Raw genomic sequence first — 25,165 nt, forward strand, 5'->3', positions numbered from 1 at the left:
AAGAAGTCTGGCACGCGGTGCATTCACCCGGTGGCGTTCTGTAAGGGTTTCCTGTCGCCAAACGCCGCTAGCCCGACAGTCCTACTGGCCGACCTCCGCCGCCGGCGGCCGCGCGTGGGACAGCCGGCCCGGCCACCACATGTGGTGGGTGAGGTCGGCGGTGAGGGCGGTGACCAGGACGGAGCGGACGACCAGGGTGTCGAGGAGGACGCCGAGGGCGACGGCGAAGCCGATTTCGGCGAAGGCGACCAGGGGGAGGGTGCCGAGGACGGCGAAGGTGGCGGCGAGGATCAGGCCGGCGGAGGTGATGACGCCGCCGGTGGCGGCGAGGCCGGCGACGGCGCCGCGGCGGGTGCCGAGGTGGGCGGACTCCTCGCGGACGCGGGTCATCAGGAAGATGTTGTAGTCGATGCCGAGGGCGACCAGGAAGACGAAGACGAAGAGCGGGAACGCCGGGTCCTGGGCCTCGAAGTGGAAGACGTGCGCGAAGAAGAAGGCGCTGATGCCGAGCGCCGCCGCGTACGAGAGGACCACGGTGGCGATCAGCACCAGCGGCGCGACCACGGCGCGCAGCAGGGCGGCGAGGATCAGCAGCACCACGGCCAGGACCAGCGGGATGATCACCCGGTTGTCGCGGGCGGCGGCCCGTCCGGCGTCGAGGACGACCGCGGTGGGGCCACCGACCTGGGCGTTCGCCCCGGGCACGGCGTGCACGGCCGTCCGGACCCGGTCGACGGTCGCGCGGGCGGCGGCGCTGTCGGGGGCGTCGGCGAGGGTCGCCGGGAAGAAGGCCTCGCCGCCGCGCACCTCGGCGGGGCCGATCCCGGCGATGCCGGGGGTGCTCGCGGCGGCCTGCCGGACGGCGTCCAGCGGCGGGCCGGCGTTGCTGATCACCGACAGCGGCGCGCCCGTCCCGCCGGGGAAGTGCGCGGCCAGCACCTGCTGGCCGGTGACGGAGTCGGGAGTGCCGGTGAACGATCCGGCGGCACTCAGACCGGTCGCGTCGAGCGAGACCAGCCCGGCGGTGCAGGCGGCCAGGGCGAGCGCGGTACCGATCCACACCTTGCGTGGGCGGTCGGCGATCCAGGCGCCGATCCGCGCCCAGCGCCCGGTCTTCGTCGGCTCGGGCGTGCCGTAGCCCGGGCGGACCGGCCAGAACACCCAGCGTCCGACGGTCACCAGCAGCGCGGGCAGCAGGGTGAGCATCGCGAGCAGGGCGACGACCACGCCGATCGCGCAGACCGGGCCGAGGCCGCGGGTGGAGTTCATCTCGGCGACCAGCAGGCACAGCATCGACGCGACGACCGTCGCCGAACTGGCCAGGACGGCCGGCCCGGCCCGGTGCAGGGCGGCGGCCATCGCCTCGTGCCGGTCCCGGTGGCGTCGCAGTTCCTCCCGGTAGCGGGCGGTCAGCAGCAGCGCGTAGTCGGTGCCCGCGCCGAGCACCAGCACGATCAGGATGCCGGCGCTCTGCGCGTTGACGGTCAGTCCGGCGTGCTTCGCCAGCAGGTAGATGACGGCCTCGGCCACCGTCAGCGCCGCCCCGGCGGACAGCAGCGGCAGCAGCCACAGCACGGGGCTGCGGTAGGTGAGCAGCAGCAGGACGACCACCACGCCGACGGTCGCGAACAGCAGCGTGCTGTCGATGCCCGAGAACGCCTTCGCCTGGTCGGCGGCGATCCCGCCGGGGCCGGTGACGTGCGTGACCAGCCCGGGCGGCGCGTCGGCCGCGGCGGTGGCGCGCATGCTGTCGACGGCGGGCTTGAGGTTGTTCCACCCACTGGTGCCGACCTCGACGGACACCACGGTCTGCATCGCCTGCCCGTCCGCGGAGACGGTCGGCCCGACCACCGGTCCGACCACGTGCGGCGCGCCGGCGAAGCTCTCGGCGTCGCGGGCCGCCGCGGCCCGGTCCTCGGCGGTGACGCCGCCCGGCCGCTGGTACACCGCCACGGCCTCGGCGGTGTCCACCGGCTGGAACCGGCGCTGCGCCTCCTGCACCCGGGTCGACTCGGCGTTCGCGGGCAACCAGCTGGACGCCTGGTTGTCCTCGGCGCCCATCAGCTTCCCGGCCGTCGGCGCGGCGGCCAGCAGCAGTACCAGCCACAGCGCCAGCACCACCCACTTGCGGCGCCGCCCGCACGGCAGCGCGGACCATCTTCTGCCGGAACTCATCGCGACCGGCCCCCAGTCGACGACCCCGGGCGGGGCCGTCCGCCGCGCCCTCCTCGTCCCAGCATCGGGCCGGGCCCGCCGGCCCGCGCGCGCCGCGACCCGATCGGCGCAGGTCAGTCGCTGCGCTGCTCCAGTTGCCGCCAGAGTTCCCGGACGCGGGAGGTGAGAGCGTCGAGGTCGCCGCTGTTGTCGAGGACCAGGTCGGCGACGGCGAGGCGGTCCTCGCGGGTGGCCTGGGCGGCCATCCGGGCTCGGGCCTCGTCCTCGGGCATGCCGCGCAGCGCCGTCAGGCGGCGCAGGCGTTCGGCGTCGGGGACGTCGATGACCACGACCAGGTCGTACAGCGGGGCGAGACCGTTCTCGGCGAGCAGCGGGACGTCGTGCACGACGATCGCGTCCGGGCCGGCGGCGGCCTCCAGTTCGGCGGACCGGGCCCGCACCAGCGGGTGCACGATGGCGTTGAGCGCGGCGAGGCGGGCCGGGTCGCCGAAGACGATCCGGCCGAGCGCGGGACGGTCGAGCGCGCCGTCGGGCAGCAGCACCTCGGGGCCGAACTCGGCGACCACCGCGGCCAGTCCGGGCGTCCCGGGGGCGACCACCTCACGGGCGATCAGGTCCGAGTCGACGATCACCGCGCCCAGCGCGGCCAGTTGGCGGGAGACCTCGCTCTTGCCCGCGCCGATGCCGCCCGTCAGTCCGATCCTCAGCATGCCGCCAGGTTACCGGCCCGTACCGCGGCGCCCGCGGCGGCCCGGGCGGGACGAACACCGGGCGAACTCCGCAGGAACTCTCCGGGCCCTCGCCCAAGGGACGTCCGGAAAAAAGTTGGTTGTACAGCTCTACGGGTCCGCGCGGGCCGCTAAGGTGCCGAACAGCTCGAACACCTGCACCACCCTCGAACGATCGGAGCATCATCCGTGTCCAGCATCTGGCCCGCCGGCCCGCGCCGGGTCCTGGTCGTCGGCATCGACGGCGTCCGTCTCGACCTGCTGCCCGAGCTGCACACCCCGCACCTGGACGCGGTCGCCGCCGCCGGCTTCCTCAGCCCCGTCGAGGTGGACGACGCCACCCCGACGATGTCCGGCCCGTGCTGGGCGACCATCGCCACCGGCGTCGGCGTCGCCAAGCACGGCGTGCTCGGCAACCACCTGGGCGGCCACCGGCTCGACGTGTTCCCGGACTTCACCACCCGGCTGGCCAAGGCCCACCGCCGCCGGACCTTCGCGGTCGGCGGCTGGGAGCCGCTGTTCCTGGCCCGCGACGGCGGCCCGCTGTTCAACGCTCCCGGCCGGCTCTCGTACATCGCCCCGCTGGAGGACACCCCGGAGGCGTGGGAGGTCTGCGACGAGCGGGTCACCGCCGAGGCCGAGTACGTGCTCGCCCGGTCCGACGACGACCCGCAGGCGTCCTTCGTCTACCTCGGCGCGGTCGACGAGACGGCGCACTTCCGCGGCTGCGGCGAGGACTACCGCCGCTCCATCGAGACCGCCGACGCCCGCCTCGGCCGCCTGCTGGCCGCGCTGCGCGAACGGTCCACGTACGCCGCCGAGGAGTGGACGGTCATCGTCGTCACCGACCACGGCCACGTCGACGCGGGCGGCCACGGCGGCCGCAGCGACCTCGAACGCACCGCCTGGATCGCCGCGTTCGGCCCCGGCATCACCCCGGGCGCGCCGGTCGGCCCGCTGCACCACACCGACGTCGCGGCGCACGTGTACGCGGCGCTGGAGATCGTCCCCGACTCGCACTGGACGCTCGACGGCCGCCCGTTCACGGCCGCCGCGCCCGCCCTCTGACCGACCGTCAGACCAGCTCGACCGACTCCCCGACGTCGAGGGTCCGGTACGCCACCCCGCCGGTGCCGGGCCCCTGCGGGCCGAGCAGCCGCCCGTGCACGGCCCGGCCGGCCGGGCTGAGCGTCTCGTCGTGGATCGCCACCGCCTGCCGGGGCCGGGCGTCGCGCAGGTAGTCGACCAGCTCGCCGACCCGCAGCCAGGGCGCGCCGAGCGGCAGCAGCAGCGTGTCGACGGTGTCCGGCGGGACGGTCAGCGCGTCGCCCGGGTGGAACACCCGGCCGCCGAGCAGGAACCCGATGTTCGGGATCCGCTCGATGTCCGGGTGGATCTCCGCGTGCCACTCGCCGTGGACCGTCACCGGCAGCCCGTCCAGCTCGAACGCGTCGCCCTCGCCGACCACCGTCACCCGTGCCCCGATGCCCTCCAACTGCCGGGCCACCGAACGGTTGGTGTACACCCGCAGCCCCGGGTTCGCCTCGACGGCGGCCCGCACCTGCGGTTCGGTGAAGTGGTCGACGTGCTCGTGGGTGATCAGCAGGGCGCGCACGTCCCGCACCGCCTCGGGGCCGGTGAACATGCCGGGATCGATCAGCACCGCCCCTTCCGCGTGCTCGATCCGGACGCAGGCATGGCCGAACTTCGTCAGTCGCATACCGCCACCCTAGGACCTGACCGGCCGATCCTGCCGGGCGCACGACGCCGACGGTCCTAGGGCGCGCCCACCAGTCCCGGCTCCTTCGGCAGCCGCGGCACGGGCAGCTCCGCCGGACGCAGCGGCGGCAGTTCGACGTGCTCGCTCAGGCCGATGCGACGGTGCAGGCGGCGCAGCGGGGCGGGCGCCCACCAGTTGAGGCGGCCGAACAGCGACATGGTGGCGGGCACCAGCAGGGTGCGCACCAGGGTGGCGTCCACGGCGACGGCGACGGCCAGCGCGATGCCCATCTGCTTGACCATGAGCATCTGCCCGAAGGCGAACCCGGCGAACACGATCACCATCAGCAGCCCGGCCGAAGTGATGATCCGACCGCTGCGCTGCAACCCCAGCTCCACCGACCGCAGGCAGCCGTGGCCCTGGTCGTGCAGCTCCTTGATCCGGGACAGCAGGAACACCTCGTAGTCCATCGACAGCCCGAACGCGAAGGCGAACACCAGCACGGGGATCACCGTCTCCAGACCGCCGGTCGGGGTGAACCCGAGCAGCCCGCTGAAGTACCCGTGCTGGAACACCAGCGTCAGCGCCCCCAGCGACGCGCCCAACGACAGCACGTTCATCAGCAGCGCCTTCACCGGCAGCACCACCGACCCGGTCATCATGAACAGCAGCACCAGCGTCCCCGCCGCGACCAGCCCGACCGCCCACGGCCCGCGCGAGCCGAGCTCGTGCTGGAAGTCCACCAGCGACGCCGCGTCGCCCGTCACGTACGTCTCCAGGCCGCCCCGGTGCTCGCGCAGCTCACCGACCACCCGCTTGGCCTCCGCGCCCTGCGGGTCGCCCTTCACCAGCACGTCCACGGTCTGCACCCCGTCCGACACGGGAGTGACGGCCCGCACCCCGGACACGCCCGGCAGCGACGCCACCACGCTGTCCGCGTAGTGCTGCGCCTGCTGCGGCGTCCCCTCGACCACCACCTGCACCGGGGCCGGAGCCTGCGCCGGGAAACGTTCCTGCACGGCCTCGGCGACCTGCCGGGACGCGAAGCTCTTCGGCAGCACATCGGCGCCCGAGATGCGGAAGTGCGAACCCAGGAACGGCGCCCCCGCCGCGAGCAGCAGCGCCACGCACGCCAGCATCACCGGCACCGCCCGCCGCTGCACCCGGCGCACCGTCCGCGAGAAGAACCCCTCGTCCGGGACGGGTGCGCTCGGCGTCTTGATCCGCCGCCCCATGAACCCCAGCAGCGCCGGCACCAGCGTCAGCGCCGCCGCCACCGCGATCACCACCACGCTCACCCCCGCCACGGCGACCGCCCGGAACACCGGGCTGGTGAACACGAACAGGCCGCTCAGCGCCACCGCCACCGTCAGCCCCGAGAACGCCACCGTCCGACCGGCCGTCGCCGACGTCCGCTCCACCGCCTGCGCGATCGTCGCGCCCAGGCCGCGCTCCTCCCGGAACCGGTTCACCATCAGCAACGCGTAGTCGATCGACAGCCCCAGCCCCAGCACCGTCGCGATCGGCAGCACGCTGGTGTCGATGTCCATGATCCGGCTGAACCCGAACATCGCCAGCAACGCCCCGCCCACCGAGGCCACCGCCCCGATCCCCGGCAGCCCCGCCGCGGCCAGCCCGCCGAACACCAGCACCATCACGATCAGAGTGAGCGGCAGCGTCACGATCTCCCCGAACCGGGTGTCCCGCGCCGTCTGGTCCTTCACCTCCTGCTGCAGCACCGGATCCCCGCCCACCACCGTGTGCGCCCCGTCCGCGGTGATCTGCTCCAGCCGGTCCGTCACGGCCTTGAGCTGCTTCGCCGACGCCCCGTCCGCGATCCGCACGTTCACCAGCGACGCCCGGCCGTCACCCGCGCTCAGCCGACCCCCGGTCGAGTACGTGTCCGCCACCGAGACCACCCCCGGCAGCTTCGCCACCTCGGAACTCGCCCGCTGAACAGCCGCCTTGACCCCCTCGCTCCCCACCGGCGCGCCGTCCACCACCGCCGTCACCGTGCCCTGCACCGGATCCGCCGCCTGCACGACCGCCGCACCCCGCGCCGACTCCGACCCCCCGCCCCCCGTCCCCGCCACGGACCCCTCGAACACCCGCCCGCCGATCAGCACCCCCACCGCGAGCACCAGCGCCCAGAACCCCAACACCCAACGCCGATACCGAAAACACACTCGCCCAAGCCCGGCCAACCGACCGTGAACCTGGAAAACCTGGACCTCTGCTGCGGTGGAGCGAGAGCTGCGCATGCCGGGAGCCTTTCGGACAACTCACCCCAAGGTATGCGTCACGCCCTGAACGTCCTATAGCCGGACGATGAGCCTCATCTCACAATTCCCTTCACATAAACGCCACTTAAGCTCCTCAAAAGGACGCGCAATACCTCGGCCCGAGACGAGGGGGCGGGAGCGCAGCACTGATGACGGGACGCTGCGCGAAGCAGACAGCTCGCTCGGACGACGTCCGGCGCCTCTCCGGGCGAGCTCAGCCGGTAGCCCACCTCGCCGACGCATGAGCAGCTGCACGGCTGAGCGGACTCACCAGGCGGCCGCCGGCCCCGAGGGCGAGCAACTGGGCGCCTCAGCGAGCCAAAGCGGGCCTTTCCCACCTGGGCGGGCGCAGTCGGGTACCCGAACTCGCCACGACCTCCGCCGCTCAATACGGCCGTCTCGTCTGCGGGCACCCGCGTGGGACTGAGCGCTGCACGAGCAACTTGGCAGCCAAGCGGGGCTCGGCATCCCGCAGATGGCGGCCGGGCGAAGCCAACAGCTCGGGCCGTGCAGCAGGCCACTGCCGACGGCCCGGCCCCCACCACGCACAGCCTCCAGCTCGGGCCGTGCAGCAGGCTACCCCCGACGGCCCGGTTCGCCCCCACCACGCACGGCCTCCAGCTCACACCACGCAGCGGGCCCCTGCCTGCCACCGGGCACTCGGCCGCCGGCGCAAGAACATCAGGCCCCCCAGCCGCGCGCAGCGCACGGCACGCCAACCCCCCACGCAGCGCACTCTCCGCTGGCGGGTGCCCGGGCGGGCGCGTGGGCGGCAGCGCCCCCTGGCAGGTGCACGTGCGCGCGCAAAACAGCAAGCCCCACCTGGCCCTCGCGCAGCGCACCCTCCCCTGGCGGGTGCACGTGCGGGCGCAAAACAACAAGCCCCGCCTAGCCCTCGCGCAGCGCACCCTCCCCTGGCGGGTGGGCGCAGAACACGAGCCCCCCAGCCTCCCGTGCGGCGCACCTCACGCCAGCCCCCGCGCAGCGCACTCTCCGCTGGCGCGTGAGCGCGTGAGCGCGTGAGCGCAAAAACAGCAAGCCCCGCAGAGCGCACGGCACGCCAACCCTCCACGCAGCGCCCCCTGGCAGGTGCCCGGACGGGCGCAAAACAACAAGCCCCGCCTGGCCGCGCAGCGCACCCTCCCCTGGCGGGTGCACGTGCGGGCGCAAGACACAGCGAGCCCCGCCCAGCCTCCCGTGCAGCGCACCTCACGCCAACCCTCGCGCAGCGCACCCTCCCCTGGCGGGTGCCCGGGCGGGCGGGTGGGCGCAAAAACAGCAAGCCCCACCAGGCCCCGCGCAGCACACCCCACGCCAACCCCCCGCACAACACACCCCCCGCCGGCGGGTGGGCGCCAAGAACAGCAAGCCCCACCCAGCCGCGCGCAGCGTCCTCCGTCGGCGCGTGGGCGCAAAAACAGGGACCCCCCGCCCAGGAAAGCCTGGGCAGGGGGTCCCTGCGTGAGTCAACTACTCAGCGAGAGCGATTCAGCTCTGGCCGCCGGCCAGCTTCTCGCGCAGAGCAGCCAGCGCCTCGTCCGAGGCAAGCGCGCCGGAGCCCTCGTCGCTGCTGGAGGAGTACGAGCCGCCACCGGACACCGGGGCCTCCTCGCCGGCCTCGGCGGCAGCAGCCGCGTCCGCCTCGCGGGACTTGATGACCTGGGCCTGGTGCTGCTCGAAGCGGGCCTGGGCCTCGGCGTACTGCCGCTCCCACTCCTCGCGCTGCTTCTCGAAGCCGGGCAGCCAGTCGTTCGCCTCGGGGTCGAAGCCCTCCGGGTAGATGTAGTTGCCCTGGTCGTCGTAGGACGCGGCCATGCCGTACAGGGTCGGGTCGAACTCGACCGACGCCGGGTCGGCACCGAGGGACTCGTTGGCCTGCTTCAGCGAGAGGCTGATGCGACGACGCTCGAGGTCGATGTCGATGACCTTGACGAAGATCTCGTCGCCGACCTGGACGACCTGCTCCGGGATCTCGACGTGGCGCTCGGCCAGCTCGGAGATGTGGACCAGGCCCTCGATGCCCTCGTCCACGCGGACGAACGCACCGAACGGAACCAGCTTGGTGACCTTACCCGGCACGACCTGGGAGATCTGGTGCGTGCGGGCGAACTGCTGCCACGGGTCCTCCTGGGTCGCCTTCAGCGACAGGGAGACGCGCTCGCGGTCCATGTCAACGTCGAGAACCTCGACGGTGACCTCCTGGCCGACCTCGACAACCTCGTTCGGGTGGTCGATGTGCTTCCAGGACAGCTCGGAGACGTGCACCAGACCGTCGACGCCGCCGAGGTCGACGAACGCACCGAAGTTGACGATCGAGGAGACGACGCCGGAGCGGACCTGACCCTTCTGCAGGGTGGTGAGGAACGTCTGGCGAACCTCGCTCTGGGTCTGCTCGAGCCAGGCACGGCGGGACAGGACCACGTTGTTGCGGTTCTTGTCCAGCTCGATGATCTTCGCCTCGAGCTCCTTGCCCACGTAGGGCTGGAGGTCGCGGACGCGACGCATCTCGACCAGCGAGGCCGGGAGGAAGCCGCGGAGGCCGATGTCGAGGATGAGACCACCCTTGACGACCTCGATGACGGTACCGGTGACGATGCCGTCCTCTTCCTTGATCTTCTCGATCGTGCCCCAGGCGCGCTCGTACTGCGCACGCTTCTTGGACAGGATCAGGCGACCCTCCTTGTCCTCCTTCTGGAGAACCAGGGCCTCGATGTTGTCGCCGACCGCGACAACCTCGTGGGGGTCGACGTCGTGCTTGATCGAGAGCTCGCGGGACGGGATGACACCCTCGGTCTTGTAACCGATGTCGAGGAGCACCTCGTCACGGTCGACCTTCACGATGACGCCCTCAACGATGTCGCCGTCGTTGAAGTACTTGATGGTCTCGTCGATGGCGGCGAGGAAGGCCTCGGCGTCGCCGATGTCGTTGACCGCAACCTGCGGGGTGGTGCTGACAGAGGTGTCGGTGGGGCTCGTCATTAGGAAAAGGGCTCCGGTACGGACATGAAGTCGTAGTAATGCCACGCGGAGGGCCCTGATCGCTCCCACCGAAAGCCGTACAGGCCGGAAAACGGCCACCGAATCGATTCCATCAACCGGAATCCCGATGCCCGTCTGACGACCGTTGGGGTCTTCGACAGATGCGAGCGCGACCTGCTCCGTCCGAGGCGCGCAGGCCCGCAGCGCAACTTGTAGCATACGGGGACACCCGGACACGGTCAATGCCGAAGGCGGCAAGACCGGTAGAGGCCGGGACGGATCAGGCCATATCCTCCGAAGGCACACCTCGCGGCGGCTCGAACACCGGCCCTACCCCGGATGCCACGGCCCGACCCGGTCCCGTACGGGACCGACTCCGCGGCAGTGGCGCTTCCGCATCCCATACCTTACGTGACGGATTCCATGACCCACTCCACCACCCCCGGCCCCGACGCGTCCCGCGACTACGACCCCGCCGAGTACGACGTCCCGAGCGCCTACCGCACCGACGCCGAGCCGGACGACGACGACGGCGAGGCGCTCCGGCGGGAGGCCGGGGAGGTGGAGTCCAGCCGGGCGAGTCGGCACTGGTGGGACCGGAACGCGGACGACTACCAGGACGAGCACGGGGAGTTCCTCGGGGACGACCGGTTCACCTGGTGTCCGGAGGGGGTGGACGAGGCCGAGGTGCGGCTGCTCGGTGAGCCGGCGGCGCTGAAGGGCGCGGATGTGCTGGAGATCGGTTCGGGCGCGGCGCAGTGCTCCCGCTGGCTGGTGGCGCAGGGCGCCCGGCCGGTGGCGCTGGACATCTCGTACCGGCAGTTGCAGCACTCGCGGCGGATCGATCTGGGCCGCGGCCTGGAGCCGGTCGCGGTGGTGCAGGCTGACGCCGCCACGCTGCCGTTCGCGGACGGCTCGTTCGACCACGCGTGTTCGGCGTACGGCGCGGTGCCGTTCAGCGCGGACACCTCGCGGCTGATGCGCGAGGTGCACCGGGTGCTGCGGCCGGGCGGGCGGTGGGTGTTCTCGGTGACGCACCCGATCCGCTGGGCGTTCCCCGACGAGCCGGGCGAGGAGGGCCTGACGGCGTCGTCGTCGTACTTCGACCGGACGCCGTACGTGGAGCAGGACGAGCAGGGCGTGGCGACGTACGTCGAGCACCACCGGACGCTGGGCGACCGGGTGCGGGAGCTGGTCGGGGCCGGGTTCGTGCTGCTCGACCTGATCGAGCCGGAGTGGCCGGAGGAGCTGGAGCAGGAGTGGGGCGGCTGGAGCCCGCTGCGCGGCCGGCACATCCCCGGCACGGCGATCTTCGTCGCCCGCCGGGACGGCTGACGGTGCGCACCGGGGGGCTCGAACTGCCGGTCCGCACTGCGCTGCCCGGGTTGGCCGAGGCGTTGGAGGGGCACGGCGCGGCGGTGCTGTCCGCTCCGCCCGGCACCGGAAAGACGACGCTGGTGCCACTCGCGCTGGCGGGCCTGCTGGAAGCTTTCCCCGGTCCGCCGCGCCGGGTGCTGGTCGCCGAGCCGCGGCGGCTGGCGGTGCGGGCCGCCGCCCGCCGGATGGCCTGGCTGCTGGGCGAGCAGGTCGGCGGCCGGGTCGGGTTCACGGTGCGCGGCGAGCGCCGGGTCGGCCCGGACACCCTGGTCGAGGTGGTCACCACCGGCGTCCTGCTGCAGCGTCTGCAGCGCGACCCCGAGCTGCCGGGCGTGGACACCGTGGTGCTCGACGAGTGCCACGAGCGGCACCTGGACGCGGACACCGCGCTGGCGTTCCTGCTGGACGTCCGGGCGGCGCTCCGCCCGGAGCTGCGGCTGCTGCTGGCCTCGGCCACCGCCGACACCGACGCCTGGGCCGAACTGCTGGACGGCGCGCCGGTGGTGGCCGCCGAGGGCGTGTCGCACCCGGTGGAGGCGGTGTGGGCGCCGCCGCCGGGCACCGTCCGGCCGCCGCACGGGACGCGGGTCGACCCGGCGCTGCTGGAGCACGTCGCGGCGACGGTCCGCCGGGCGCTCGCCGAGCGGGACGGGGACGTGCTGTGCTTCCTGCCGGGCGTGGGCGAGATCGCCCGGGTGGCCGGGCAGTTGGACGGCGTCGAGGTGCTGCAGCTGCACGGGCAGGCGCCGCAGGCGGTGCAGGACGCGGCGCTGGCGGCCGGGCAGCGGAGGCGGGTGGTGCTGGCCACCTCGGTCGCCGAGTCCTCGCTGACGGTGCCGGGCGTGCGGGTGGTGGTCGACTCCGGGCTGACCCGGGAGCCGCGCACCGACCACGCCCGCGGCCTGTCGGGGCTGGTCACCGTCCGCACCTCGCTGGCCGCCGCCCGGCAGCGGGCCGGCCGGGCCGGGCGGGAGGCTCCCGGCACGGTGTACCGGTGCTGGGCGGAGGTGGAGGACGCCCGCGCGGCCCGCTTCCCGACGCCCGAGATCGCGCTCGCCGACCTGACGTCGTTCGCCCTCCAGGCCGCCTGCTGGGGCGACCCGGACGCCACCGGCCTCGCCCTCCCCGACCCGCCGCCCGCCGGGGCGATGGCCGCCGCCCGCACCACGCTGCGCGCGCTGGACGCGGTGGACGCCGACGGCCGCCCCACCGACCGCGGCCGGGCGATCGCCCGTACCGGCCTGCACCCCCGGCTGGCCCGCGCGCTGCTGGACGGCGCCGCGGCGGTGGGCTCCCGGCGCGCGGCCGAGCTGGTCGCGCTGCTCTCCGAGGAGCCGCCGCGCGCGCTCGGCGACGACCTGGCCCACATCTGGCGCACCGTCAGGCAGGGCAACGACCCGTACGCGCGCCGTTGGAAGGACGAGACCCGCCGACTGGAACAGCAGATCGACAGATCGTCGGGCGAATCCCCGGAGCCGGCCGCGGCCTCGGCCGTCGGCCTGGTGGTCGGCCTGGCGTACCCGGAGCGGCTCGCCAAGGCCCGCGGGGGCAGTGAGGGCGGCGAGGGCGCGTACCTGATGGCCTCCGGGACGGCGGCCCAGGTGCAGGGCGGCTCGCGGCTGCCGGCCGGCGGGTGGCTGGCGATCGCGGTGGCCGACCGGCCCGCCGGGTCGCCGTCGGCGCGGGTGCTGCGGGCGGTGGCGATCGACGAGGCGACGGCTCGCCGGGCGGGCGGGCCGCTGCTGGACGGGCGGGAGGAGGTCGGCTGGTCGACCCGGCAGCGGGAGGTGACGGCCCGTCGGGTGGAGGCCCTCGGTGCGGTCGAGCTCGCCGCGGCGCCGCTGACGGCGCCCGATCCGGCGCTGGTGCGCGAGGCGCTGCTGACCGGCCTCGAACGCGAGGGCGTCGGCGCGCTGCTGTCCTGGCCGCCGGCCGCAGCGGGGCTGCGCGAACGGCTGGCGTTCCTGCACCGCACCCTCGGCGGGGTGTGGCCGGACGTGAGCGACGCCGCGCTGCTGACCTCCGCCGAGCAGTGGCTGGAGCCGGAGCTGTCCCGGGCCCGTCGCCGCGCCGACCTGGAGCGGATCGACACCGCCGCCGCGCTGCAGCGCCTGCTGCCGTGGGCGGGCGGCCAGGCCGGCCGGCTGGAGGAGCTCGCCCCGGAGCGGATCACGGTGCCGAGCGGCAGCCGGATCCGGGTCGACTACTCGGGCGACCGCCCGGTCCTCGCCGTCAAGCTCCAGGAGCTGTTCGGCTGGGACGCCGCCCCGGCGCTGGCCGACGGCCGGGCCCCGCTCACCGTCCACCTGCTCTCCCCCGCAGGCCGCCCGGCCGCCGTCACCGGCGACCTGGCCGCGTTCTGGCGCGAGGGCTACCGCGCCGTCCGCGCCGACCTGCGCGGCCGCTACCCCCGCCACCCGTGGCCGGAGGACCCGACCACGGCCGAACCCACCCGCCGGGCCAACCCGCGCAAGTGACGTCGTGCCGGGTCAGCCGGCGGGGAGCGAGGACGGCGAGGTGTGCGGGTTCGGCGCGACCGGACCGAGCGACAGGATCGGCCCGCACGCCATCAGCCGGCCCGACTGGTCGTAGTGGCAGTCCGGGTTCCGCGTCGGCCTGGTGTCGTCGCTGTTGGGATGCGTCCCGGGCGTCACCTCGGTGATCGGCGTCCGCGTCGCCTTCGGCTTCGCCCCGGTCACTGTCGACCGGGGCGTGACGGCGGCCGTGGTCTCCGGCTCCTCGGTCGGCGTCAGCGTCGCGGTCTCGGCGGGGGCCGGTGACTCGGTGGGCGAGGGCGAGGCGCTCCCGCTCGGCGTCTCGGCGACCACCGGCGCGGCCTGGGGCGGGGTGGCCGGTTGCGGGGCGGGGCCCGGGTGCGCTGCCCACAGCGTGCCGCCGGCCACCACCGCGGCTGCGGCCAGTACGATCCCCGCCCGCGCTCTTCCGCCCTGCGGCACCTTCATCCCGCCCCACCTCTCGCCCACCTGCCGAACGTGCGCGCGGAGCCTACCGGTCGGCGCTACACCCAGTCCTCGGCGAGAACAGCCATGTCGATGTCGTCGATCCACTGGTCGCCCCAGCGCAGCACCTGACGGCGGACGCCCTCGACCCGGTAGCCGGCCTTCTCGTACGCGCGCCGGCCGCGGGCGTTGAAGCCGTACACGCCCAGCGAGACCCGGTTGAGGCCGAGGGCGCGGATGGCGTGGTCGGTGGTGAGCCGGACGGCCTCGGTGCCGAAGCCGCGGTCACGGCCGTCGGGGCCGATGCAGATCCGGAGGTTGCAAGAGCGGTTGGCCTCCTCCCACTGGTTGAGGACGACCTCGCCGACGCCTCGGCCGGTGGACCGGTCGACGATGATCAGGTCGAGCCGGTCGGTCTGCTCGTTGCGGGTGGAGTACCACTCGACGATGCGCGCCTCCATCGCCTCGTCCCACTCGGGCGCCACGGGGGTGTACACGTTCGAGGTGTACTTGAGCACCTCCGGGTCCTGAACCATCACCCGGAGCATCGGCAGATCCTCCTCCGCCCGCACCGGCCGAAGGATGATCCGCTCCCCCTCCAGCGTCGGCTTGTCGGCGAACGTGGCGGCGGGAGTGGAGAGTTGATCAGTCATTCGGCCAGTCTCCGAGCCCCGGGCGGAGGCCCGCAAACGATTTAGCCGTTCGCGGGGACTGCCGCCCGGGGCCGGTGGACCACGCCCGGGGCCGACGGGCTAGTGCGCGGCCGCCTCCCAGTCGGTGCCGACGCCGACCGAGACGTCGAGCGGGGCGCGGAGGGGGTAGGCGTCGGCCATCTGCTCGCGGACCAGGGCTTCGACCTGCTCGCGCTCGCCGGAGGCGAGTTCGAGGACGATTTCGTCGTGGACCTGGAGCAGCATGCGGGACTTCAGGTCGGCGGCGCGCAGGGCCTCGTCGACGCGGAGCATGGCGATCTTGACGATGTCGGCGGCGGAGCCCTGGATGGGGGCGTTGAGGGCCATCCGCTCCGCCATTTCGCGGCGCTGGCGGTTGTCGCTGGTGAGGTCGGGCAGGTAGCGGCGGCGGCCGAGCAGCGTCTCGGTGTAGCCGACGGCGCGGGCCTCCTCGACCACGTTGTGCAGGTAGTCCCGGACGCCGCCGAAGCGCTCGAAGTAGGTGTCCATCAGGCCCTGGGCCTCGGCGGGCTTGATGCCGAGCTGCTGGGAGAGGCCGTACGCGGACAGGCCGTAGGCGAGGCCGTAGGACATGGCCTTGATCTTGCGGCGCATCTCGGCGTCGACCTGGTCGCGGGCGACCGAGAAGACCTGGGAGGCGACGGTGGTGTGCAGGTCCTCGCCGGAGGCGAAGGCCTCGATCAGGGCCTCGTCCTCGGACAGGTGCGCCATGATGCGCAGTTCGATCTGCGAGTAGTCGGCGGTGAGCAGCGACTCGTAGCCCTCGCCGACCACGAAGGCGCGGCGGATGGCGCGGCCCTCCTCGGTGCGGACCGGGATGTTCTGCAGGTTCGGGTCCTGGGACGAGAGCCGGCCGGTGGCGGCGACCATCTGGTTGAAGGTGGTGTGGATGCGGCCCTGCGGGGAGACCGTCTTGAGCAGGCCCTCGACGGTGGTGCGCAGCTTGGCCTGGTCGCGGTGGCGGAGCAGGATGACCGGCAGTTCGTTGTCGGTCTGGGTGGCGAGCCAGGTGAGGGCGTCGGCGTCGGTGGTGTAGCCGGTCTTGATCTTCTTGGTCTTGGGCAGGTTGAGGTCGCCGAACAGGACCTCCTGGAGCTGCTTGGGCGAGCCGAGGTTGAACTCGCGCCCGGCGGCGGCGTGCGCCTCCTCGACGCAGCGCTGGATCTCGGCGGCGAACTGGGCCTCCAGGCCCTGCAGCCAGCCGCGGTCGGCGGCGATGCCGTAGCGCTCCATCCGGGCGAGCAGTGCGGCGATGGGCAGTTCCATGTCGTGGAACAGCTTGTCGGCGCCGACCTCGGCGAGCCGGGTGTCGAAGAGTTCGGCGAGGTCGTGGACGGCGCGGGCCTCGGTCATCTGGGCCTGGGCGCCGGCCGTCGGGTCGGGCTCGTCGGCGTCGAAGCTGAGCTGGCCGGTCTCGGCCTGGGCGGCGGGGGCCAGCGAGCGGGACAGGTACTCCTCGGCGAGGACGTCGAGGGTGAAGGTGCGGCGGCCGGGCTTCTCCAGGTAGGCGGCGAGCGCGGTGTCGGCGCTGACGCCGGCGAACTGCCAGCCCTGCTCGGCGAAGGCGCGCATGACCTGCTTGGCGATGTGCAGGGCCTTGGGGCGCGCGGGGTCGGCGAGCCAGGCGGTGAACGCCCGGTCGTCGTCCTCCTCCAGGGCGGCGGGGTCGAACCAGGCGGCGGCGGTGCCGGTGGCGAGCGCGACCTGCTTGACCTGGCCGGCGCCGACGGCCCACTCGTAGTCGGCGGCGATCGCGGTGCGTTCGCCCTTGCCGGTGTGCTCCTCCAGCCAGGCGGCGAGCGCACCGGGGACGGTGAGCAGGTCGCCCTCGACGGCGGGGCCGGTGGGGATGTCGGCGGCGGCTGCGGTCTCGGCTCCGGCCGGGTCGATGCCGGCCACCCGGTCGCGGAAGTTGGGGTTGCGGAACTCCAGCGCCTCCATCAGCCGGGCGATTTCCTCCCGGTCGAACGGCGTGCGCTCCAACTGGGGGACGCCGAGCGGGAGTTCGACGTCCCGGACGAGCTCGGTGAGGACCCGGTTGCGCTTGACCGAGTCGAGGTGCTCGCGCAGCTTCTCGCCGATCTTGCCCTTGACCTCGTCGGCCCGCTCGACCAGTTCCTCGAAGGAGCCGAACTGGTTGACCCACTTCGCGGCGGTCTTCTCGCCGACGCCGGGGATGCCGGGCAGGTTGTCGGACGGGTCGCCGCGCAGCGCCGCGAGGTCCGGGTACTGGTCGGGGCGCACGCCGTACTTCTCGGCGACCTTCTCCGGGGTGTAGCGCGTCAACTCCGAGACGCCCTTGGTGGGGTAGAGCACGGTGACGTGCTCGTTGACCAGCTGGAGCGAATCCCGGTCGCCGGTGACGATGAGCACCTCGAAGCCCTCGGCCGCGGCGGCGGTGGCGAGGGTGGCGATGATGTCGTCGGCCTCGAAGCCCTCGGCGGTGAGCCGGGGGATCCGCATCGCGTCGAGGAGTTCGCCGATCAGCGGGATCTGGCTGCGGAACTCGTCGGGGGTCTTGGCGCGGTTGGCCTTGTACTCGGGGAACTCGGCGGCGCGGAAGGTCTGCCGGGAGATGTCGAAGGCGACCGCGAGGTGGGTGGGCGCCTCGTCCCGGACGGTGTTGACCAGCATCGAGGTGAAGCCGTACACCGCGTTGGTGTGCTGGCCGGTGGTGGTGGAGAAGTTCTCCACCGGCAGGGCGAAGAAGGCCCGGTAGGCCATCGAATGCCCGTCCAGCAGCATCAGCCGGGGCCGCCCGGCCGCACTCTTGCCTGCACCCTGTGTCGCCACGTCACATCCCGTTCCTGCCCGGTTGCACTGCCGTCCCCGATCCTATGGCCCGGGGCCGACATCTCCCGGCGCGGCGCGGAGCACCTCCCTACCGACGGGTAGACAGTCGTACGATCGACGCGCACAACGAAGTGAACCCCGAACAGGAGCACCATGACCGACGCGGCGCCCGTACTGAACGTGCCCCAGGACGTGCTGGACCACTTCGCGAAGCTGGGGGTGAACCCGGAGACCTTCTCGGGTGGCCTGCTGGGCGAGAAGCTGGGCATCACCATCGTCGAGGCCTCCCCGGACCGAGTGGTGGGCACCATGCCGGTGGAGGGCAACCAGCAGCCGTACGGACTCCTGCACGGCGGGGCGTCGGCCGCGCTGGCCGAGACGCTGGGGTCGATCGGCGCGATGCTGCACGCCGGCCCGGGCCGCTACGCGGTGGGCGTGGACCTGAACGCCACCCACCACCGCTCGGCCACCTCCGGCCTGGTGACGGGCGTGGCGACGGCGGTCTTCAAGGGCCGCACCGCGGCGACCTACGAGATCGCGGTGACGGACGACACCGGCCGCCGGATCACCAGCTGCCGACTGACCTGCATGCTGCGCGACCTGTAGCGCCGCGAGGCCGCAAAAGGCCTCAACTCCCCACGCGCCCCCTGGGTTTGGCCTTTTCCCGACACGGGAATTCTCGGCTGGACGAGGGGGCGCCGCCATGTCCGCAGAACCGCCGCCGGGCGAGCCGAAGGGGTTTCTCGGCCCGGTGGAGCCGGGCGAGGGCACCTGGACGCCGCTCCGACTGTACGTCGACGAACCGCCGCGACTGCTGAGCAGACGCCTGAAGGCGGTCCTGGTGCTGCTCCTGCTGGCGCTGGCGCTGCTCCTGACGGCGCGTCACGCGATGGAGCGCACGGCGGCCGCGGCCAACTCGCCGCCGCCGGAGCCGGCGTTCCCCTCACAGTCCACCCGGTTCCAGTACGGCGGCAAGCTGCCGGTCGGGCAGGAGTCGTTCGCGCTGTCCCTGACGGTGCACAACGCCGGCACCGGCCCGGTGGACGTCCTGGGGGTGAGCCAGGGCTACCGCGGACTGTCGGTGGTGGTGGGGGGATGGCTGCCGCAGACGGTGCCGCCGGGGCAGACGGTGTCGCTGCGGGTCGGCCTGAAGGTGACGGACTGCTCGGCGGCTCCGGCGGACGCCGGCCTGCCCTTCCTCGATGTCACGCTGCGTAACACGCGCGCATTGGAGACGACAAGTCAGATTCTGGGCGATTCCTACGCCCGGGACCTCTCCGCGGCACTGCACGCGACCTGCGACACTCCCGATAATCGAACGCCCACGACCAGCCCGAGCAGCTCGGACATACCTGTCCGATAAGCGGATCTTCCAACCCTGCCTGGGGAGTTGGGCGCCCCGACCGCCCGCGCCACCGGCCGGATCCCGGAACAGCGGGCTCCACCTGCGGTTTTCTCCCACGCACTGAGATCAACTTCCGGCGTGGTCATAACAAGAGAATCACAGCCTCATCCGCCCCACTGACCGCACCGCCACGCGCGGTCTAGAGTCACGCCCAGTCACCGCCCGTCCGATTTTCGGGCCCGGTCGACGCGTTCCGGCACCGCCAGCCCTGTGCGCGTGTCTTCCGTCCAGAAGGAGACCCCCGTCGTGCGAAAGAGCTCACTTCTTGTCGTGACCATTGCAGTTACCGGAGCGCTCACCCTCTCGGCCTGTGGCTCGCGCGGTGCCAAGACCGGCTCGGACAACGCGGGCGGCACCACCAAGGTGGTCATCGGCGTGGACGCCCCGATCAGCGGCAAGCTGTCCGCGCTGGGCCTGGGCATCAAGAACTCGGCCGACCTGGCCACCAAGAAGGCCAACAAGGACAACCTGGTTCCGGGCGTCACCTTCTCCATCGAGGCCAAGGACGACCAGGCCAACCCGACCTCCGGCAAGCAGAACGCCACCGCCCTGGTCGACATGAAGGACGTCGTCGGCGTGGTCGGCCCGCTGAACTCCAGCGTCTCGCAGACCATGCAGAAGGTCTTCAACGACGCCAAGCTGACCCAGGTCTCCCCGGCCAACACCAGCCCCGAACTGTCGCTCGGCCCGGACTGGGGCAGCAGCAAGTTCACCCGCCCGTACGCCTCGTACTTCCGCACCGCCACCACCGACGTGGTGCAGGGCAAGTACGCCGCCCAGTACCTGTTCAACGAGGCGAAGAAGACCAAGGTCTACGTCATCGACGACAAGAAGACCTACGGCGCGGGCCTGGCGGCCATCTTCCAGGAGGAGTTCAAGAAGCTCGGCGGCACCGTGGCCGGTTCCGACCACATCAACCCGGACGACAAGGACTTCTCCGCGGTCGCCACCAAGGTCGCCTCCTCGGGCGCCGACTCGGTGTACTACGGCGGCGAGTACCCGGAGGCCGGCCCGCTCACCGACCAGATCAAGAAGGCCGGCGCGAAGGTCCCGCTGATGGGCGGCGACGGCATCTACGACCCCGAGTTCATCAAGCTCTCCAACAACAACAGCGACGGCGACCTGGCCACCTCGGTCGGCGCCCCGGTGGAGGAGCTGTCCTCCGCCAAGACCTTCGTCGCCGACTACACCGCGGCCGGCTACAAGGACGCGTACTCCGCGTACGGCGGCTACTCGTACGACGCCGCGTGGTCGATCATCGAGGCCGTCAAGGCCGCGGTGGAGCACAACGGCGGCAAGGTGCCGAGCGACCTGCGCACCAAGGTGCTGGCCGAGATGGCCAAGGTGAACTTCTCCGGCGTCACCGGCCAGGTCTCCTTCGACCAGTACGGCGACACCACGAACAAGCAGCTCACCGTCTACAGCGTCAAGGGCGGCGAGTGGAAGGCGGTCAAGAGCGGTACCTACAACGGCTGATCCCGCACCTGCACCAGCCGATGTCCGGCGGGGGGCGCCACAAGTGCCCCCCGCCTCCTCATACCCCCCTATCCACGGAGGCCCGCGGTGCACGAACTGCCGCAAAACCTGGCCAACGGACTGATGCTCGGCCTGATGTACGGCCTGATCGCCATCGGGTACACGATGGTCTACGGCATCGTCCAACTCATCAACTTCGCCCATGGCGAGATCTTCATGATCGGCGGCTTCGGGGCCCTGACCGCCTACGCCGCGCTGCCGCACGGCACTTCGCTCTGGCTGGCCCTGCCGGTCATGATCCTGGGCGGCGTGATCGCCTCCGTGCTCACCGCCACCGCGGCCGAACGGTTCGCCTACCGCCCGCTGCGGACCGCGCCCCGGCTGGCCCCGCTGATCACCGCGATCGGCCTGTCCATCGCGCTGCAGCAGGTGGTCTGGGCGTTCTACCCGGGAGCCAAGAAGGCCATCTCCTTCCCGCAGTTCGCGGGTGACACCGTCGACCTCGGCCTGTTCCACCTCCAGCGCAACGACCTGTTCCTGCTGGCCGCCGCGCCGCTGTGCATGCTGATCCTGGCCTCGTTCGTGCGCTTCACCCGCACCGGCCGGGCCATGCAGGCCACCGCGCAGGACCCGGACACCGCGAAGCTGATGGGCATCAACACCGACCGGATCATCGTGATCGCCTTCGCGCTGGGCGCGGCCTTCGCCGCGATCGCGGCCGTGGCGCACGGCCTGAGGTACGGCCAGGTCGACTTCATGATGGGCTTCCTGGCCGGTCTGAAGGCCTTCACCGCCGCCGTCCTGGGCGGCATCGGCAACATCTACGGCGCGATGCTCGGCGGGCTGGTCCTCGGCGTCGCCGAATCGCTGGCCACCGCGTACATCCAGAACGTCCCCGGCATGCACCAGCTCGGCGGCGGCGCCTGGGCCAACGTGTGGGCGTTCGTCCTGCTGATCGTCGTGCTGCTGGTGAGGCCACAGGGCCTGCTCGGCGAGCGCGTCGCGGATCGGGCGTGAGCAGATGACCACTTCGTCCCAGAAATTCGCGGCCTCGCACGAGACCACGCCCGTTCTCCGGCTCCCCGGCACCGCGGCGCTCGCCGCGGCGGTGGCCGGCGGGGTGCTGGCCGCGGCGTCCGCGGCGATGTCCTGGACCTGGACCGACCAGTTCCCGGGCGACCTCACCTACTACGGCTCCCCGGCCGGCCTGCAGTGGCTGGCGCTGGTCGGCGGCCTGCTGACCGCGCTGCTGGCGCTCGCCGCGCACGGGCTGAAGGGCCTGCGCTGGCTGAGCCCGTCCGGCAGCCACAACGGCGTGCTGTTCGCCGCCCTCGGCACCCTCGCGGTGTGCTGGTACTCGGCGATCGCGATCACCGTCCAGCTGGACGGCCTGGTCAACCTCGACCCGGGCGGCTGGGTCGCCGCGGTCGGCTCGCTGCTCGCCGTGGTCGGCGCGCTCGGCCTGCCGCTGGACCGCCGCCGCACCGTCAAGCAGACCCCCGTCGCCCCGTGGTGGTACCTGGTCGCCGGTGTCGCGGTGGTGCTGCGGGTCGGCTTCGGCCAGGGCTGGGCGCTGAACGCCGTCCCGCCCGGCGTCCGGCCGCTCTTCACCGAGAACCTGTGGTTCTTCGTCGCCGTGCCGGTCGTGATCCTCGGCTTCCGGCTCTGGCAGCTGCTGGACGCCTGGCTGCGGATCGGCCGGATCGAACGCCCGCTGCCCGCCGCCCGCGCGCTGCCGTCCTGGGCGGAGATCCTGGTGATCACCGCGGTGTTCGCGCTCGGCCTGGGCGTGGTCGAGTTCGGCATCTCCACCGAGTACGGCGAGCTGTTCGTCGGCTTCCTGCTGCTCGCGGTCTTCGCCACCGCCGCGCTGCTGGCCGGCGGCACGGTCGCCCGGCTGAGCGAACTGACCACCCGCCACCGCGCGGTGACCACCGGCGCGGCGTTCGCCGCCGCGGGCGCGTTCCCGTTCACCCAGAGCAGCGAGACGTACGTGCTGATCGGGGCGAACATCCTGATCTTCGCCACGGTGGCGCTCGGCCTGAACGTGGTGGTCGGCCTGGCCGGTCTGCTGGACCTCGGCTACGTCGCCTTCCTCGGCGTCGGCGCGTACGCGGCCGCGCTGGTCTCCGGCTCGCCGTACTCGGTGTTCCGCGGCCTGCACCTGCCGTTCCCGCTCGCGGTGCTGATCGGCGCGCTGGCCGCGCTGGTGTTCGGCGTGGTGATCGGCGCCCCGACGCTGCGGCTGCGCGGCGACTACCTGGCGATCGTGACGCTCGGCTTCGGTGAGATCTTCCGGATCGCCATGAACAACCTGGACGGCCGCTCCGGCCCGAGCCTGACCAACGGCCCGAACGGCGTCGCGGCGATCCCCGACGTCAACCTGTTCGGCTTCGACTTCGGCCAGCCGCACGACTTCGGCTTCGTCCAGCTCGGCAAGTTCGGCAACTACCTGCTGCTGATGCTGGTGGTCACCGCGATCGTCGTGGTGGTGTTCGGCCGGGTCGCCAACTCCCGGATCGGCCGCGCCTGGGTGGCGATCCGCGAGGACGAGACGGCGGCCGAGGCGATGGGCATCAACGGCTTCCGGGTGAAGCTGATCGCCTTCGCGCTGGGCGCCACCCTGGCCGGCCTGGCCGGCGCGGTGCAGGCGCACGTGGCGGGCGCGGTCTCCCCCGACCAGTACCAGTTCGCCGGGCCGGTCCCGCCGAACTCGGCGTTCCTGCTGGCCGCGGTGATCCTCGGCGGCATGGGCACCATCAGCGGACCGCTGGTCGGCGCGGCGCTGCTGTTCCTGATCCCGGCGAAGCTCCAGTTCCTGCAGTCCTACCAGCTGCTGGCGTTCGGCGTCGCCCTGATCCTGCTGATGCGCTTCCGCCCCGAGGGGCTGATCGCCAACCGCCGCCGGAAGTTGGAGTTCCACGAGGCCGAGCTGCCCGCGCAGGGCGGCCCGACCGACGACGCACTCTCGAAGGCAGGGGCGTGAGCACCATGACCACCGACACCGCGCCCGCCGCACCGCTCGCCGAGACGGTCCTGGAAGCCACCGACGTGGTGATGCGCTTCGGCGGCCTGACCGCCGTCAACCAGGTCAACCTGACGGTCCGGCAGGGCGAGATCGTCGGTCTGATCGGCCCGAACGGCGCCGGCAAGACCACCTTCTTCAACTGCCTGACCGGGCTGTACGTCCCGACCTCGGGCGTCGTCAGGTACAAGGGCCAGGTGCTGCCGCCCAAGCCGCACCTGGTCACCCAGGCCGGCATCGCCCGGACCTTCCAGAACATCCGGCTGTTCTCCAACATGACGGTGCTGGAGAACGTCCTGGTGGGCCGGCACACCCGCACCGAGGAGGGCCTGTTCTCGGCGATCCTCCGCGGTCCGGGGTACCGGCGGGCCGAGGCCGAGAGCCGTGAACGGGCCATGGAGCTCCTGGAGTTCTGCGGCCTGTCCGGGAAGGCCGACCACCTGGCCCGCAACCTGCCCTACGGCGAGCAGCGCAAGCTGGAGATCGCCCGGGCGCTGGCCTCCGAGCCGGGTCTGCTGCTGCTGGACGAGCCGACCGCGGGCATGAACCCGCAGGAGACCCGGTCCGCCGAGGAACTGGTGTTCGCGATCCGGGACCTCGGGATCGCGGTGCTGGTGATCGAGCACGACATGAAGTTCATCTTCAACCTGTGCGACCGCACCGCGGTGCTGGTGCAGGGCCAGAAGATCGTCGAGGGCGACCGGGAGACCGTCCAGAACGACGAGCGGGTGGTCACCGCCTACCTGGGCGAGCCGCTCGAAGGAACCACCACCGCTACGGAGGCCGACCAGTGACCGCTCTGCTGGAGGTCGAGGACCTTCGCGTCGCCTACGGCAAGATCGAGGCCGTCAAGGGCATCAGCTTCACCGTCGAACAGGGCGAGGTCACCACCCTGATCGGCACCAACGGCGCGGGCAAGACCACCACCCTGCGCACCGTGTCCGGCCTGCTCCGGCCGACCGCGGGTCGGATCCTGTTCGAGGGCGAGCCGATCGACACGGTGCCCGCGCACCGGATCGTCGCGCTGGGCCTGGCGCACTCCCCCGAGGGCCGGCACATCTTCCCGCGGATGACCATCGAGGAGAACCTGCTGCTGGGCGCGTTCCTGCGGCGCGACCAGGCGGGCATCGCCCGGGACGTGGAACGGGCCTGCACGCTGTTCCCGATCCTCGCCGAGCGCCGGAAGCAGGCCGCGGGCACGCTGTCCGGCGGCGAGCAGCAGATGCTGGCGATGGGCCGGGCGCTGATGTCCAACCCGAAGCTGCTGCTGCTGGACGAGCCGTCGATGGGCCTGTCGCCGCTGATGATGCAGAAGATCATGGCGACCGTGGTGGAGCTGCGCGCCTCGGGCACCACCATCCTGCTGGTGGAGCAGAACGCGCAGGCCGCGCTCTCGCTCTCGGACCGCGCGTACGTGATGACGACCGGTGAGATCACCCTCTCCGGCACGGGCGCGGAGCTGCTGCGCGACGACACGGTGCGCCGCGCGTACCTGGGCGAGGACTGACGGACCGTCAGTACGGCGAGTGCCCCCGCCGGAAGTCCAGCGGGGG

At 72.4% G+C, this 25,165-nt stretch carries 18 protein-coding genes; 10 read left to right on the forward strand and 8 right to left on the reverse strand.

The window, feature by feature from the left end:
* Positions 1 to 81: 81 nt before the first annotated feature.
* Together CG736_RS16350 and coaE are read right to left on the reverse strand one after the other, a co-directional pair.
* Positions 82 to 2,175, reverse strand: a complete 2,094-nt coding sequence (locus CG736_RS16350) for an MMPL family transporter (RefSeq protein WP_100586947.1) — start codon at positions 2,173 to 2,175, stop codon at positions 82 to 84.
* 113 nt (positions 2,176 to 2,288) lie between these two features.
* Complete coding sequence (gene coaE, locus CG736_RS16355; RefSeq protein WP_100586948.1) at positions 2,289 to 2,885, reverse strand: dephospho-CoA kinase; 597 nt, start codon at positions 2,883 to 2,885, stop codon at positions 2,289 to 2,291.
* A 207-nt stretch (positions 2,886 to 3,092) separates the two neighbouring features.
* Between coaE and CG736_RS16360 the strand changes: the two genes are divergently transcribed.
* Positions 3,093 to 3,971, forward strand: coding sequence for an alkaline phosphatase family protein (locus tag CG736_RS16360; protein WP_100586949.1), 879 nt, complete (start codon positions 3,093 to 3,095; stop codon positions 3,969 to 3,971).
* A 7-nt stretch (positions 3,972 to 3,978) separates the two neighbouring features.
* On the opposite strand, the gene CG736_RS16365 is transcribed toward CG736_RS16360, so the two are convergent.
* The 3 genes from CG736_RS16365 to rpsA all read right to left on the reverse strand — a co-directional run bounded on the left by CG736_RS16365 (position 3,979) and on the right by rpsA (position 9,884).
* Positions 3,979 to 4,623 carry an MBL fold metallo-hydrolase gene (locus tag CG736_RS16365; protein WP_100586950.1) on the reverse strand — a complete coding sequence of 215 codons (645 nt, stop codon included), beginning with the start codon at positions 4,621 to 4,623 and terminating at the stop codon, positions 3,979 to 3,981.
* A gap of 56 nt (positions 4,624 to 4,679) precedes the next feature.
* Entirely contained in the window at positions 4,680 to 6,785 is a 2,106-nt protein-coding gene (locus CG736_RS16370) for an MMPL family transporter (protein ID WP_198520520.1), read from the reverse strand.
* 1,608 nt (positions 6,786 to 8,393) lie between these two features.
* Positions 8,394 to 9,884 carry a 30S ribosomal protein S1 gene (rpsA, locus tag CG736_RS16375; RefSeq protein WP_043913368.1) on the reverse strand — a complete coding sequence of 497 codons (1,491 nt, stop codon included), beginning with the start codon at positions 9,882 to 9,884 and terminating at the stop codon, positions 8,394 to 8,396.
* 423 nt (positions 9,885 to 10,307) lie between these two features.
* Between rpsA and CG736_RS16380 the strand changes: the two genes are divergently transcribed.
* Positions 10,308 to 11,219, forward strand: coding sequence for a class I SAM-dependent methyltransferase (locus CG736_RS16380; RefSeq protein WP_369880209.1), 912 nt, complete (start codon positions 10,308 to 10,310; stop codon positions 11,217 to 11,219).
* A gap of 2 nt (positions 11,220 to 11,221) precedes the next feature.
* Positions 11,222 to 13,738, forward strand: coding sequence for an ATP-dependent helicase HrpB (gene hrpB, locus CG736_RS16385; protein ID WP_100586952.1), 2,517 nt, complete (start codon positions 11,222 to 11,224; stop codon positions 13,736 to 13,738).
* Between the two features lie 12 nt (positions 13,739 to 13,750).
* Here hrpB and CG736_RS16390 read toward each other — a convergent pair whose 3' ends face one another.
* From CG736_RS16390 to polA, 3 genes are all read right to left on the reverse strand, one after another.
* Complete coding sequence (locus CG736_RS16390; RefSeq protein ID WP_100586953.1) at positions 13,751 to 14,224, reverse strand: lipase chaperone; 474 nt, start codon at positions 14,222 to 14,224, stop codon at positions 13,751 to 13,753.
* A gap of 56 nt (positions 14,225 to 14,280) precedes the next feature.
* A complete protein-coding gene (locus tag CG736_RS16395) occupies positions 14,281 to 14,874 on the reverse strand; it encodes a GNAT family N-acetyltransferase (RefSeq protein WP_100586954.1) in 594 nt (197 codons plus the stop codon).
* Positions 14,875 to 14,973: 99 nt separating this feature from the next.
* Complete coding sequence (polA, locus tag CG736_RS16400; RefSeq protein ID WP_369880210.1) at positions 14,974 to 17,658, reverse strand: DNA polymerase I; 2,685 nt, start codon at positions 17,656 to 17,658, stop codon at positions 14,974 to 14,976.
* A gap of 201 nt (positions 17,659 to 17,859) precedes the next feature.
* On the opposite strand from polA, the gene CG736_RS16405 reads away from it, so the two are divergent.
* The 7 genes from CG736_RS16405 (at position 17,860) to CG736_RS16435 (ending at position 25,119) form a co-directional block, all read left to right on the forward strand.
* A complete protein-coding gene (locus CG736_RS16405; RefSeq protein WP_043913376.1) occupies positions 17,860 to 18,312 on the forward strand; it encodes a PaaI family thioesterase in 453 nt (150 codons plus the stop codon).
* Positions 18,313 to 18,409: 97 nt separating this feature from the next.
* Entirely contained in the window at positions 18,410 to 19,069 is a 660-nt protein-coding gene (locus tag CG736_RS16410) for a Tat pathway signal sequence domain protein (RefSeq protein ID WP_100586956.1), read from the forward strand.
* Positions 19,070 to 19,357: 288 nt separating this feature from the next.
* Complete coding sequence (locus CG736_RS16415; protein ID WP_043913377.1) at positions 19,358 to 20,587, forward strand: branched-chain amino acid ABC transporter substrate-binding protein; 1,230 nt, start codon at positions 19,358 to 19,360, stop codon at positions 20,585 to 20,587.
* Positions 20,588 to 20,674: 87 nt separating this feature from the next.
* Positions 20,675 to 21,604 carry a branched-chain amino acid ABC transporter permease gene (locus CG736_RS16420; RefSeq protein WP_100586957.1) on the forward strand — a complete coding sequence of 310 codons (930 nt, stop codon included), beginning with the start codon at positions 20,675 to 20,677 and terminating at the stop codon, positions 21,602 to 21,604.
* Between the two features lie 4 nt (positions 21,605 to 21,608).
* A complete protein-coding gene (locus CG736_RS16425) occupies positions 21,609 to 23,573 on the forward strand; it encodes a branched-chain amino acid ABC transporter permease (protein ID WP_100586958.1) in 1,965 nt (654 codons plus the stop codon).
* Between the two features lie 5 nt (positions 23,574 to 23,578).
* Complete coding sequence (locus CG736_RS16430) at positions 23,579 to 24,406, forward strand: ABC transporter ATP-binding protein (protein WP_232734040.1); 828 nt, start codon at positions 23,579 to 23,581, stop codon at positions 24,404 to 24,406.
* Positions 24,403 to 25,119 (forward strand): ABC transporter ATP-binding protein, encoded by a 717-nt coding sequence (locus tag CG736_RS16435; protein WP_100586960.1) that lies wholly within the window; start codon positions 24,403 to 24,405, stop codon positions 25,117 to 25,119. Before CG736_RS16430 ends, CG736_RS16435 begins: the two co-directional genes overlap by 4 nt.
* Positions 25,120 to 25,165 lie beyond the last annotated feature (46 nt).

Origin of the sequence: Kitasatospora sp. CB02891 (assembly GCF_002803145.1) — a bacterium.
GTDB lineage: Bacteria > Actinomycetota > Actinomycetes > Streptomycetales > Streptomycetaceae > Kitasatospora > Kitasatospora griseola.

What these genes read in the sequence shown, in the direction of transcription:
- CG736_RS16405 (WP_043913376.1), top strand. Translation starts at nt 17,860, where the DNA reads ATGACCGACGCGGCGCCCGTACTGAACGTGCCCCAGGACGTGCTGGAC.
- CG736_RS16390 (WP_100586953.1), bottom strand. Translation starts at nt 14,224, where the DNA reads ATGAAGGTGCCGCAGGGCGGAAGAGCGCGGGCGGGGATCGTACTGGCC.
- polA (WP_369880210.1), bottom strand. Translation starts at nt 17,658, where the DNA reads ATGCTGCTGGACGGGCATTCGATGGCCTACCGGGCCTTCTTCGCCCTG.
- CG736_RS16365 (WP_100586950.1), bottom strand. Translation starts at nt 4,623, where the DNA reads ATGCGACTGACGAAGTTCGGCCATGCCTGCGTCCGGATCGAGCACGCG.
- coaE (WP_100586948.1), bottom strand. Translation starts at nt 2,885, where the DNA reads ATGCTGAGGATCGGACTGACGGGCGGCATCGGCGCGGGCAAGAGCGAG.
- CG736_RS16350 (WP_100586947.1), bottom strand. Translation starts at nt 2,175, where the DNA reads ATGAGTTCCGGCAGAAGATGGTCCGCGCTGCCGTGCGGGCGGCGCCGC.
- CG736_RS16410 (WP_100586956.1), top strand. Translation starts at nt 18,410, where the DNA reads ATGTCCGCAGAACCGCCGCCGGGCGAGCCGAAGGGGTTTCTCGGCCCG.
- CG736_RS16425 (WP_100586958.1), top strand. Translation starts at nt 21,609, where the DNA reads ATGACCACTTCGTCCCAGAAATTCGCGGCCTCGCACGAGACCACGCCC.
- CG736_RS16380 (WP_369880209.1), top strand. Translation starts at nt 10,308, where the DNA reads ATGACCCACTCCACCACCCCCGGCCCCGACGCGTCCCGCGACTACGAC.
- CG736_RS16430 (WP_232734040.1), top strand. Translation starts at nt 23,579, where the DNA reads ATGACCACCGACACCGCGCCCGCCGCACCGCTCGCCGAGACGGTCCTG.
- CG736_RS16395 (WP_100586954.1), bottom strand. Translation starts at nt 14,874, where the DNA reads ATGACTGATCAACTCTCCACTCCCGCCGCCACGTTCGCCGACAAGCCG.
- rpsA (WP_043913368.1), bottom strand. Translation starts at nt 9,884, where the DNA reads ATGACGAGCCCCACCGACACCTCTGTCAGCACCACCCCGCAGGTTGCG.